Source organism: Streptomyces sp. NPDC029152 (assembly GCF_055564355.1).
In genome coordinates this window covers 158,678-170,381 of sequence record NZ_JBVHWR010000006.1, presented here as the reverse complement: position 1 = coordinate 170,381, position 11,704 = coordinate 158,678, and the positions used below count along the sequence as shown (strand labels likewise).

Here is an 11,704-nt window from a genome sequence, read left to right as displayed (position 1 = left end):
TGCCGGGGCCGGAGGCCGGCCGGGCCGCCGCCGTCCCGTCCGTTCCGGAGGCCGCCGTCGGGCAGCCCGGCGCGTCGGAGCCCGCTCCCGGGACACTGGCGCCGGGTGAGGGCGCACCGGCCCCCCAGGCGGCCCCGTCCGAGCCCACGCCGGTCACCGAGGCGCCCGAGTCCGCGCAGGAACCCGACGCCGTGCCGGGACCGGCTGACGCACCGGCCCCCGAGGGGGTCGCTCCCGGGTCCGTGCCGGTCGCCGAGGTCCCCGAGGCGGTGACCGTGCCGGGGCCGGAGGCCGGCCGGGCCGCCGCCGTCCCGTCCGTTCCGGAGGCCGCCGTCGGGCAGCCCGGCGCGTCGGAGCCCGCTCCCGGGACACTGACGCCGGGCGAGGGCGCACCGGCCCCCCAGGCACCCGCGTCCGAGCCCGCACGGACCCCCGAGGCGTCCGGGCCCGCGCCGGTGGCCGAGGTGCCCGAGCCCGGGCCCGCCCCGGAAGTCTCCGAGCCGCCCGTGGCGGAAGAGGCCGAGGCGATCGCCGAGCCGGCGGAGGACCCCGCGTCCCAGCCGGTCCCGGCCGCGGAGCCGGTTCCGGCCGTCGAGCCCGCGGTGGCGGCCGAGCCGACCCCGGCTCCCGAGCCGACCCCGGCTCCCGAGCCGACCCCGGCTCCCGAGCCCGTCGTCCCGGTCGAGCCGGCCCCGGTCCTCGTGGCGCAGGAGCCCCAGCCGGCCGACGCGCCCGCGCCCCAGGACGTCCAGGCGCCCGCCGTGCCGGGGCCCGAGGCCGACGCGCCCGCACCGTCCCCGGAGGCGCCGGCGGACCCGACGGCCGCTCCCGCCGCGGCCGGGGAGGCGGCCGTCGTGCAGGACCAGGCCCCGCAGCCCCACCCGGACGCCCCCCACCCCGTCCAGGGCCCCCAGTCCCTGCCGGACACCGACGCGGCACCGAAGACGCCCACGGCGCACGCCGTGACCGTGCCCGCGGAGCAGCCCGGAGACCCGGCGCAGCCCCCGGCCGCCCACCCGGAGCAGCCGGTGGGCCGGTTCGTGCCGGTCGACGGCGGCCAGGTGCCCACCACCCCGCACCCGGCCCCGACCCCGCCCGAGGCGCTCGTCCTCCCCGCGGAGGCCCAGGACGCGCCGGCCCAGGACGCGGTCACCGACGTCCCCGCGCCGCGCGAGGCCGACGCCGGACTCGTACAGAACGCCGACGACCTGGACACCCGGGACGCCGGACAGGAAGACCAGGAAGACCCGCACGTGAGCACGGCCGCAGAGGCAGACGTACGACAGCCCTCCGGCCCGGCGGCACCCGCCTACGACGACGCCGAGCGCGAGGCCGTCCTGAAGGTCATGCGGGAACGCCGGGACATCCGCAACGGCTTCCGCGGCGACCCCATCCCGCACGAGGTGCTGCTCCGTGTCCTGGAGGCGGCCCACACCGCGCCCTCCGTCGGCCACTCGCAGCCCTGGGACTTCGTCGTCATCCGCTCCGCCGACACGCGGCGCGCGATGCACGAACTGGCGATGCGTCAGCGCGACGCGTACGCGAAGTCCCTCCCCAAGGGCCGGGCCAAGCAGTTCAAGGAACTGAAGATCGAGGCCATCCTCGACACCCCGGTCAACATCGTCGTCACCGCCGACCCCACCCGCGGCGGCCGACACACCCTGGGCCGGCACACCCAGCCGCAGATGGCGCCGTACTCCTCCGCGCTCGCCGTCGAGAACCTCTGGCTCGCCGCCCGCGCCGAGGGCCTCGGCGTCGGCTGGGTCAGTTTCTTCGACGAGCGCGAGATGGTCCGCGCCCTGGGCCTGCCCGAGCACCTCGAGGTCGTCGCCTACCTGTGCGTCGGGTACGTCGACGAGTTCCCGGACGAGCCCGAGCTGATGCAGGCCGGCTGGTCCAAGCGCCGCCCGCTGTCGTGGGTCGTCCACGAGGAGACGTACGGCCGCCGCGCCCTGCCCGGCGAGGCCCCGCACGACCTGCTCGCGGAGACCGTCGCGCAGATCCGCCCGCTGGACGCCAAGGCGCTCGGCGAGGCATGGGAGCGGCAGAAGCGCATGACCAAGCCGGCCGGCGCGCTCGGCATGCTGGAGATCATCTCCGCGCAGCTGTCCGGGCTGTCCCGCCAGTGCCCGCCGCCGATCCCGGAACCCGCGGCCGTCGCCGTCTTCGCCGGCGACCACGGCGTGCACGCCCAGGGCGTCACGCCGTGGCCGCAGGAGGTCACCGCCCAGATGGTGGCCAACTTCCTGGGCGGGGGAGCGGTCTGCAACGCCTTCGCCACCCAGGTCGGCGCCGAGGTCTGCGTCGTGGACGTCGGTGTCGCCGCCGACCTGCCCGCCACCCCCGGCCTGCTGCCGCGCAAGGTCCGCGCGGGCACCTCCGACATGACCACCGGTCCCGCGATGACCCGCGAGGAGGCCCTGCAGGCCATCGAGGTCGGCATCGAGACCGCCCGCGACCTGGTGGCGGCCGGCAACAAGGCGCTGCTCACCGGCGAGATGGGCATCGCGAACACCACCGCGTCCGCCGCCCTGATCTCCGTCTTCACGGGCGCCGATCCCGCCGAGGTCACCGGCCGCGGCACCGGCATCAACGACGAGACGCTGGCCCGCAAGACGGAGGTCGTGCGCCGTGCGCTGGAACTCCACCAGCCGGACCCGGCCGACCCCGTCGGCGTGCTCGCGGCGGTCGGCGGCTTCGAGCACGCGGCCATGGTCGGCCTGCTGCTCGGCGGCGCCTCCCTGCGTACGCCGGTGATCCTGGACGGCGTCAGCGCCGGTGCCGCCGCGCTCGTCGCCCGCGCGATCGCCCCCGAGGTCCTCGCGGCCTGCATCGCCGGTCACCGCAGCGCCGAGCCCGGCCACGTCGCCGCGCTCAACAAGCTGGGCCTGCGCCCGCTGGTCGACCTCGACCTCCGCCTCGGTGAGGGCACCGGCGCGCTGCTCGCCCTGCCGATGGTGCAGAGCACCGCGCGGGCGATGCACGAGGTGGCGACGTTCGACTCGGCGGGCGTCACCGAGAAGTAGCGGTCGCACGCCGCAGGGGGCCCGGGACCACGGTGCCGGGCCCCCTGCCGACCTGCCGCGGTCGTGCCCACCGCCCGCACCCGGCAACGCGGTCCAGCCACCGGACCGTCTGGGCCCCCCGGGCCGCCCCGCCATAAAATCCGCACGTCAGCGCCACCGCCGCAAGAGGAGCCGTCCCCTCATGGCCGAACACCCCGCCTACCCCGTAGGCCTCCGCCTCACCGGCCGCCGTGTGGTCGTCCTAGGCGGTGGACAGGTGGCCCAGCGCCGCCTGCCGGCCCTCGTCGCCGCGGGCGCCGACGTCCGCCTCGTCTCCCCCGAGGCGACCCCCTCGGTCGAGGCCATGGCGGACGCGGGCGAGATCACCTGGGAGAGGCGCCCGTACGCCGAAGGGGACCTGGCGGACGCCTGGTACGCCCTGATCGCCACCAGCGACACCGCCGCCAACACCGCCGCCTCCGCCGAGGCCGAACGGCACCGCGTGTGGTGCGTCCGCTCCGACGACGCCGACGCGGCCACCGCCTGGACCCCGGCCACCGGCACCAGCGAGGGCGTGACGGTCGCCGTGCTCACCACCGACGCCCGCGGCCGCGATCCCCGCCACACCGCCGCCATCCGCGACGCGGTCGTGGAGGGACTGCGCGACGGCACCCTCGTCGCCCCGCACCACCGCGCCCGCACCCCCGGCGTCGCCCTGGTCGGCGGCGGCCCCGGCGACCCGGACCTGATCACCGTCCGCGGCCGCCGCCTGCTCGCCGAGGCCGACGTCGTCATCGCCGACCGGCTCGGCCCCCGCGACCTGCTCGCCGAGCTGCCGCCGCACGTCGAGGTGATCGACGCGGCGAAGATCCCGTACGGCCGCTTCATGGCGCAGGAGGCCATCAACAACGCCCTCATCGAGCACGCCAAGCAGGGCAAGTCGGTCGTACGGCTCAAGGGCGGCGACCCGTTCGTCTTCGGGCGGGGCATGGAGGAGGCCCAGGCACTGGCCGAGGCGGGCATCCCGTGCACGGTCGTCCCCGGCATCTCCAGCTCCATCTCCGTCCCCGGCGCGGCCGGCATCCCCGTCACCCACCGGGGTGTCGCCCACGAGTTCACCGTGGTCAGCGGCCATGTCGCCCCCGACGACGCGCGCTCCCTGGTCGACTGGCCGTCGCTGGCGAAGCTGACCGGCACGCTCGTGATCCTCATGGGCGTCGACAAGATCGGCCGGATCGCCGAGACCCTCGTCGCGCACGGCAGGTCCCCCAACACCCCGGTCGCCCTGGTCCAGGAGGGCACGACCGCAGCCCAGCGCCGCGTCGACGCCACCCTCGCCACGGTCGCCGAGACCGTCGTCGCCCAGGAGGTCAGGCCCCCCGCCGTCATCGTCGTCGGCGACGTCGTCCGCCAGGGACCGCAGGGGACCGCGTGACATGGCCGAACCCATCACCCTCCACGACCCCGGCGACCCCCGCCTGCACGACTACACCGACCTGACCGACGTCCAGCTGCGCCGTCGGCGCGAACCCGCCGAGGGCCTGTTCATCGCCGAGGGCGAGAAGGTCATCCGGCGGGCCGCGCAGGCGGGTTACACGATGCGGTCGATGCTGCTGTCGGCCAAGTGGGCCGACGTCATGCGCGACGTCATCGAGGCCACTCCCGCCCCGGTGTACCTGGTGGACCCCGGACTCGCCGAACAGGTCACCGGCTACCACGTGCACCGCGGCGCCCTCGCCTCCATGCGGCGCGAACCGCTGCCCGCGGTGTCCGAACTGCTGCGCGCCGCGCCGGCCCGCGGACGAGGGGGAGACGCGGTCCGCCGCGTCGCCGTCTTCGAGGACATCGTCGACCACGCCAATGTCGGCGCCGCCTTCCGCAACGCCGCCGCCCTCGGCGTCGACGCGGTCCTCCTGACCCCGCGCTGCGCGGACCCGCTCTACCGGCGGGCCGTGAAGGTGTCGATGGGCGCGGTCTTCCAGGTGCCGTGGACCCGCCTGGAGTCCTGGCCCGCGGACATCGGCACGCTGCGCTCCGCGGGGTTCACGGTCGCCGCGTTCTGCCTGAGCGACCGAGCCGTCACCCTCGACGAACTCGCCGCGAAGGACCACGCGAAGCTCGCCCTGCTCTTCGGCACGGAGGGCACCGGCCTCACCCCCGGGGCGCTCGCCGCGGCCGACGAGCACGTGCGCATCCCGATGGACGCCGGCGTGGACTCCCTCAACGTGGCAGCCGCCTCGGCGGTCGCCTTCTACGCCACCCGGCCGGGAGCCGCCTGACCCCACCGCCGCGGGCGGCGAGGCCCCGGACCGGCAGGTCAGAGCCCGGACGCCCCCGGTTCCGGTGCGCCGTCACGCACGTCGGCCCGCTCCTGCTGGACCCGCACCCCGCCCCGGTCGTCGCCCAGCCCCCGGGACGGCCCCTGGCACCCCTGTGCGGCGGCGATGCCCAGGGCGACCAGCAGGGTCACCACCACGAACACGGTCAGCCGCTGTCGCAGCAGCCGCGGATTGGCGGGACGCAGCCGGGTCCCCGTGCTCCTCGGCCCCGGACGGCCGGGCCCACCGCGCGCCCCGGGCCGGGTGCCGCCGGACCGGGTGCCGTTCCGCCCGGTGTCGCGGGAGGCGGGCGTGGGCCGTGCCCCAGCCCGGGATCCCGCGCGGCCGCCGCGGGACGCGCTGTCGCCCCGCGAGGACGAGCCCCCGCGCGAGGGCACGCCCCCGCGCGAGGCGGGGCCCCTTCCGCGTGCCGGGGTGGTGCCCCGCGCGGGTGTACCGCCCCGGGAACCCGGCGCGCCCCGGGGCGTGGGGGAGCCCTGACCGCCCGGCTGCCCCTGCGGGCGCCGCTGGACACGCTCACGGTCCGGATAGGTGTCGGCGAGCTGCCCCGTGGGCCGGTCCGCCTCCCCGGAACGCGGCGCGGGCGGCCGTACGTCCGCGATCCCGTGCGCCTCCCGGGCGGCGATCTCTTTGAGCCGCAGGGACAGCTGGAGGGTGCTGGGCCGCTCCTCGGGATCCTTCGCCAGACACGCCCGGACCAGCGGCGCGAGCGCGTCCGGCACCCCGTGCAGCTGGGCCTCCTCGTGCACCACGCGGTACAGCATCACCTCGGAGCTGCCGTGCCCGAAGGGCGAGTCGCCCATCGAGGCGTAGGCCAGCGTGGCACCCAGCGAGAACACGTCCGTGGCCGGCGTGACGGCCGCCCCGCGCACCTGCTCCGGCGCGAGGAACCCGGGCGAGCCGACCGCCGTGCCGACGTGCGTGAGGGTCGAGGCGCCCGTCGCCCAGGCGATGCCGAAGTCGATGATCCTCGGTCCCTTCGGGGACAGCAGGATGTTGGACGGCTTCAGGTCCCGGTGCACGACCCCCGCCTCGTGCACGGCGACCAGGCCCTCGGACAGGGCGGCCCCGACGGCGGCGACGTCCGCCGCACCGAGCGGGCCCTCGTCGACGACCTTGTCGTGCAGGGAGGGCCCGGGGACGTACTGCGTCGCGAACCAGGGCCGGTCCGCGTCCAGGTCCGCGGCGACCAGCCGCGCGGTGCACCCGCCGCGGATCCGCCGGGCCGCCGACACCTCGCGCGCGAACCGGGACCGGAACTCCTGGTCCTCCGCGAGGTCCGGCCGGATGACCTTCAGCGCGACCCGTTGCCCCTTCTTGTCGGAGCCCAGGTAGACCACGCCCATACCGCCCGCGCCCAGCCGCCTGTGAAGCTTGAACGAGCCGACGACGCGCGGGTCCTCGCGCCTCAGGCGCATCATCGCCATGTTCATCCCCGCTGCCCGGTCCCTGTGACGTGCCACAGCTTACGTTTCCACGGCCGCCCGCGCGCAGAGGCCGCGCCCTCTCCTCCCGAGGGATTGTCGGTACGGAGCGGGAGAGTTGAAGACGGGTCAGGCCCCCGGGGGCATGCGCGCCCCACCCGGCCGGTGATCCAACCACCCGGAAGGGAGGGGGCATTGGTCCGGAGGAGGACGATCGAGCGGGGCGGCGCCCCCGGGCGGGGCCGCGGACGCGACCCGGTCGTCGCGCACGTGATCGAAGTCACCGGCCGGCGGGCGTCCCCTCCGGGAAGACCCCGAGAGGGAGGACCGGATCTCCACCCAGGGGAGTACACCGCGGGCCGTGGCTCATCCTCCGGGAGGCCCGGCAATCGGTACGAGGGCATGACGCCCGGTGCTCCCCGGGCGCCTAGATTTGAGGTCAAGCGGCGGGTGCAGCACTCGTCCCCCGAGGTCGGACGCCCGCCGCTGCCAAAAGACATCGGAACGGTCAGGAGAGGGACCATGGCCCAGACGGCACCGCGGACGCTGGTCCGCACGCGGGAGCACCGCCGTCAGGGACGTCGTCACCCGGTGGTGGCGACCCTCATGGCCCTGCCCCTGGCGGTCCTGCTCCTCCTGGTCTTCGACGGGTGGGAGACAGTGGCCACACAGGCGTCGTCCGTGGGTGTGATGCTGGGGCGCTGAGAGGCGACCCCAGGCCCGGAAGAGCGGTCCGGGCGGGGACATCCACCCATGAAACCCCGTGGGGACGGGGGTGCGGCGGACGGCAAAATGCCGGCGCAGCTGGGGAGCTGCGCCGGCATTGCTCTTCCCGCGCCCGGACCACCGTGGCCGCGGGCGGGTCGTACCTCCCTCCGTGCCTGAACGGCCTGGGAGGCCCCCCAGGAGCGGCACGGGTGGGCGCTGGGAGCACCCCCTTCCGGTGGAGGCGCCCCGGCGGCGCCGGGCCGCACCCGCACCGGGCATCCGTGCGACGCGGCCCCCGTACCCTCACCCCGTGACCCCGGACGCACTCCTCCCCGCCCTGGCCGCCCACGCCAGAGCCGCCGCCCACGCCCACGCCTCCCCGGCCGTCCCCTGTCCCTGCGGCGCGGCCACCCTCGCCGACCGTCCCGACGCCACCGTCGTCCGCCACGCCGGCACCGTCGCCAAGGCCCACGCCGCGGACGCCGACCCGGCCGAGCTGGCGCTCCGGGTCACCGTCGCCGCCCGCTTTCCCGGCATCCTCCTCCCCCCGCTCCACCCCGCCCCCCTCCACCTGCAGGGACGCCTCGTCACCCACTGGCCCTACGGCACCCCCGTCGACCCCGACGCCCCGGACGCGGCGCCCTGGGAGGCCGCCGCCACCCTCCTCGCCCGTCTCCACCGGGCCCCGTCCCCCGTCCCGGGGCCGCCCGTCATGCGCGGCCCCGGCAAGGCGGCCCGCGCCGTCACCCTGCTGCGCACCACCGCCCCGCACCACCCCGCCACCGCCCCCGTGCTGCGGGCCTGGGCCGCCCTCCCCGCCTGGGCGCGAGGCGAGACGGCCATGCCGGACACCACCACCCTCTGCCACGGCGACCTCCACCTCGGCCAGCTCGTACGCCACCCCGCCCCCGACGGCCCCTGGCTGCTGATCGACGTCGACGACCTGGGCGTGGGCGTGCCCGCCTGGGACCTGGCCCGGCCGGCGGCCTGGTACGCCTGCGGACTGCTCCCGCCCGACGCCTGGGACCGCTTCCTGACCGCCTACCGCGCGGCCGGCGGCCCGGCCGTCCCGCCGGACGGCGACCCCTGGCCCGCGCTGGACGTGCCGGCGCGTGCCCTCACCGCGCAGACCGCCGCCCGCGCCGTCACCAAGGCCGTCGCGGCCGGCCGTCCCCTGGACGAGGTGGAACGCTCCCTGGTCGACGCCTGCGCACGGATGGGCGCCGTCACCCCCGTCGTCCCGGCCCCGCCTCCCTCCCCGCCGAGTTGAACCGGGGTTTCCCGACGTAGGGTGCAACCGACCGCCGCCGGACAGAGTCTGTCCTGGCGATACGCGAAGCAGGACCGACCGGCGAGGAGTTGAGCCGAGCATGCAGTGCCCCAAGTGCCACGCACCGATGCACACCTACAACCGCAACGGCGTTCAGATCGAGCAGTGCAGCGGCTGCCGCGGGATCTTCCTCGACTACGGGGAGCTGGAGGCGCTGACCCGCCTGGAGGCGCAGTGGTCCCAGCCCGCGCCGCCGGCCCCGCCCGCCGCCCCGCAGGCCTACCCGGCCGCCCAGGCTCCCGCCTGGGGCGCCCCGCAGGCCGGCCACGGCCACTACGGCCACCACCGCCACAAGAGCTTCGGCCGCATGCTCTTCTCCAGCTGAGCGCGGACACGAAGAAGCCCCCGGCCGTACGAGACGGCCGGGGGCTTCGGCGGTGTGGACGATACTGGGATTGAACCAGTGACCTCTTCCGTGTCAGGGAAGCGCTCTCCCGCTGAGCTAATCGTCCTGGGAGATACTGCGTGCGCGATACTGGGATTGAACCAGTGACCTCTTCCGTGTCAGGGAAGCGCTCTCCCGCTGAGCTAATCGCGCGGGGGACCCGAAGGTCCGGTGGACGATACTGGGATTGAACCAGTGACCTCTTCCGTGTCAGGGAAGCGCTCTCCCGCTGAGCTAATCGTCCTTGGAGGTGGAGACGGGATTTGAACCCGTGTAGACGGCTTTGCAGGCCGTTGCCTCGCCTCTCGGCCACTCCACCAGGAGTGCAGGGGACCCGGGAGGACCCCTGTTCCTGCGAGCGGACGACGAGGCTCGAACTCGCGACCTCAACCTTGGCAAGGTTGCGCTCTACCAACTGAGCTACGTCCGCCTGTCGGTTCGGTCCGCTTGCGCGTCCCGGCGACGTGTTGAACTCTAGCGGATTCCGGGGCCAGCACAAAAACGCGTTTGCGCAGCGTGCTGCGGTGCCCCGGTGCACGGACCTGGTCAGGGCCCCCGGAAGGACACGTTCGGGTCATCTCGACGACACGCCGCCTAGACTCGGCCACGTGCACGACCTCCCTCCCCTCGCCCGGTTCGGCGACCGTCTCGCCACCGGTCTGCTGGACGTCACGAGTGATCCCGCCGCCCTCGACTCCCATGGCTTCTGGGCCGTGTGCGCGGACTTCGAGGGCCGTCTGACCTGCGCGCGCTTCGCCGACGTACGGACGTGCGCCGTCCCCGCGCCGGTGCCGGGCCGGTGGCGGGGGCCGGCCGTCGGCGACTGGACGTCCTCCCTCGACCGCGACGCGTACACCGCCGCCGTGCGCCGCATCCGCGCGTACATAGCCGCCGGCGAGGTCTACCAGGCCAACCTCTGCCGGATCCTGTCGGCGCCCGTCGCCCCCGGCGCCGACGTGGACGCCCTCACCGCGGTGCTGGCCCGCGGCAACCCCGCGCCGTACGCGGGAACGGTCCGGCTGCCCGGGCACGGGGTCGAGATCGCCACCGCCTCGCCCGAGCTGTTCCTGAGCCGGGACGGCCGGACCGTCGAGTCCGGGCCGATCAAGGGCACCGGACGGACCGAGGCCGACCTGCTGGAGAAGGACTACGCCGAGAACGTGATGATCGTGGACCTGGTCCGCAACGACATCGGGCGGGTCTGCGCCACGGGCAGCGTGACGGTGCCCGACCTGTGCGCCGTGGAGAAGCACCCGGGGCTGGTCCACCTCGTGTCCGCGGTGCGCGGCGAGCTGCGCGCCGGCGCCGGCTGGCCGGAGCTGCTCGGCGCCGCCTTCCCGCCCGGCTCGGTCACCGGCGCACCCAAGCCGAGCGCCCTGCGGATCATCCGGGAGCTGGAGACCGCGCCCCGGGGCCCCTACTGCGGCGGCATCGGCTGGGTCGACGCCGACCGGGGCACCGGCGAGCTGGCCGTCGGCATCCGCACCTTCTGGATCGACCGGGGCGCGGGGCTGCTGCGCTTCGGCACCGGCGCCGGCATCACCTGGGGGTCCGACCCCGAGGGGGAGTGGCGGGAGACCGAACTGAAGGCGTCCCGGCTCCTCGCGGTAGCGTCGGGTGCGTACGAGGCCGACGGAAGTGGAGAGGCGCAACAGACGTGAAGATCTGGCTCGACGGCGGACTGCAGGACATCGAGTCCGCCCGTGTCTCCGTGTTCGACCACGGGCTGACCGTGGGCGACGGCATCTTCGAGACGGTCAAGGCGGTGGACGGCAGGCCGTTCGCGCTGACCCGGCACCTCGACCGGCTGGCCCGCTCGGCCCGCGGCCTGGGCCTGCCCGACCCGGACCTCGACGAGGTGCGCCGCGCCTGCGCCGCCGTCCTCGAGGCCAACCCGATGCCGCTGGGCCGGCTGCGCATCACCTACACCGGCGGCCACGGCCCGCTGGGCTCCGACCGCGGCGAGCACGGCACGACCCTCGTGGTCGCCCTCGGCGAGACCGGCCGCCGCCCCGACTCCACGGCCGTGATCACCGTGCCCTGGACCCGCAACGAGCGCGGCGCGCTCACCGGCCTGAAGACCACCTCCTACGCCGAGAACGTCGTCGCCCTCGCCCGCGCCCGCGAACGAGGCGCCAGCGAGGCCCTGTTCGGCAACACGGTGGGACAGCTGTGCGAGGGCACCGGGTCCAACGTCTTCGTCGTCCTCGACGGCGAGATCCACACCCCGCCGGTCGCCTCCGGCTGCCTCGCCGGGATCACCCGTGCCCTGGCCGTCGAGTGGACCGGCGCCCGCGAGACCGATCTCCCGCTGGACGTCCTGGAGCGCGCCGACGAGGTCTTCCTGACCTCCACCCTGAGGGACGTGCAGGCCGTGCACCGGATCGACGACCGCGAACTGCCGGGCGCGCCGGGTCCGGTGACGGCCAAGGCCATGCGGATCTTCGAGGAGCGGTCCGGGGACGACCTCGACCCGTGAGGCGGGATATTCGACTGCTCCGGGGGCCGTGGGA

Annotated in this window: 9 protein-coding genes and 5 tRNA genes; 8 read left to right on the top strand and 6 right to left on the bottom strand. The window is 75.5% G+C overall.

All coding sequences use genetic code 11. The annotated features are described in order from the left end of the window. From cobT to ACZ4V6_RS14990, 3 genes are all read left to right on the top strand, one after another. A partial coding sequence (cobT, locus tag ACZ4V6_RS15000; RefSeq protein ID WP_467826823.1) for a nicotinate-nucleotide--dimethylbenzimidazole phosphoribosyltransferase occupies nucleotides 1-3,026 on the top strand: 3,026 nt, incomplete at its 5' end. Nucleotides 3,027-3,207: 181 nt separating this feature from the next. Further along, nucleotides 3,208-4,440, top strand: a complete 1,233-nt coding sequence (gene cobA, locus ACZ4V6_RS14995; RefSeq protein ID WP_467826820.1) for a uroporphyrinogen-III C-methyltransferase — start codon at nucleotides 3,208-3,210, stop codon at nucleotides 4,438-4,440. A gap of 1 nt (nucleotide 4,441) precedes the next feature. Further along, nucleotides 4,442-5,284: a TrmH family RNA methyltransferase gene (locus ACZ4V6_RS14990; protein WP_467826818.1), complete on the top strand. Its 843-nt coding sequence runs from the start codon at nucleotides 4,442-4,444 to the stop codon at nucleotides 5,282-5,284. A 38-nt stretch (nucleotides 5,285-5,322) separates the two neighbouring features. Here ACZ4V6_RS14990 and ACZ4V6_RS14985 read toward each other — a convergent pair whose 3' ends face one another. Then, on the bottom strand, nucleotides 5,323-6,777 hold the full coding sequence (locus tag ACZ4V6_RS14985; protein WP_467827375.1) for a serine/threonine-protein kinase: 1,455 nt from the start codon (nucleotides 6,775-6,777) through the stop codon (nucleotides 5,323-5,325). A 513-nt stretch (nucleotides 6,778-7,290) separates the two neighbouring features. On the opposite strand from ACZ4V6_RS14985, the gene ACZ4V6_RS14980 reads away from it, so the two are divergent. The 3 genes from ACZ4V6_RS14980 (at nucleotide 7,291) to ACZ4V6_RS14970 (ending at nucleotide 9,131) form a co-directional block, all read left to right on the top strand. Beyond that, entirely contained in the window at nucleotides 7,291-7,473 is a 183-nt protein-coding gene (locus ACZ4V6_RS14980; RefSeq protein WP_467826816.1) for a hypothetical protein, read from the top strand. A 313-nt stretch (nucleotides 7,474-7,786) separates the two neighbouring features. Beyond that, nucleotides 7,787-8,746: a phosphotransferase family protein gene (locus tag ACZ4V6_RS14975; protein WP_467826815.1), complete on the top strand. Its 960-nt coding sequence runs from the start codon at nucleotides 7,787-7,789 to the stop codon at nucleotides 8,744-8,746. 100 nt (nucleotides 8,747-8,846) lie between these two features. Further along, entirely contained in the window at nucleotides 8,847-9,131 is a 285-nt protein-coding gene (locus ACZ4V6_RS14970; protein ID WP_467826813.1) for a TFIIB-type zinc ribbon-containing protein, read from the top strand. A gap of 55 nt (nucleotides 9,132-9,186) precedes the next feature. Here the strand turns inward: ACZ4V6_RS14970 and ACZ4V6_RS14965 are convergent. From ACZ4V6_RS14965 to ACZ4V6_RS14945, 5 genes are all read right to left on the bottom strand, one after another. Next, nucleotides 9,187-9,258, bottom strand: a tRNA-Val gene (locus ACZ4V6_RS14965). Nucleotides 9,259-9,272: 14 nt separating this feature from the next. Then, a tRNA-Val gene (locus ACZ4V6_RS14960) sits at nucleotides 9,273-9,344 on the bottom strand. Between the two features lie 19 nt (nucleotides 9,345-9,363). After that, a tRNA-Val gene (locus ACZ4V6_RS14955) sits at nucleotides 9,364-9,435 on the bottom strand. Between the two features lies 1 nt (nucleotide 9,436). Beyond that, a tRNA-Cys gene (locus ACZ4V6_RS14950) sits at nucleotides 9,437-9,510 on the bottom strand. 38 nt (nucleotides 9,511-9,548) lie between these two features. Further along, a tRNA-Gly gene (locus ACZ4V6_RS14945) sits at nucleotides 9,549-9,621 on the bottom strand. A 178-nt stretch (nucleotides 9,622-9,799) separates the two neighbouring features. On the opposite strand from ACZ4V6_RS14945, the gene ACZ4V6_RS14940 reads away from it, so the two are divergent. Together ACZ4V6_RS14940 and ACZ4V6_RS14935 are read left to right on the top strand one after the other, a co-directional pair. Next, the gene (locus ACZ4V6_RS14940; RefSeq protein ID WP_467826810.1) at nucleotides 9,800-10,852 is read left to right on the top strand and encodes a chorismate-binding protein; all 1,053 of its coding nucleotides are present in this window, start codon (nucleotides 9,800-9,802) and stop codon (nucleotides 10,850-10,852) included. After that, nucleotides 10,849-11,670, top strand: a complete 822-nt coding sequence (locus tag ACZ4V6_RS14935) for an aminotransferase class IV (protein WP_467826808.1) — start codon at nucleotides 10,849-10,851, stop codon at nucleotides 11,668-11,670. Before ACZ4V6_RS14940 ends, ACZ4V6_RS14935 begins: the two co-directional genes overlap by 4 nt. Nucleotides 11,671-11,704 lie beyond the last annotated feature (34 nt).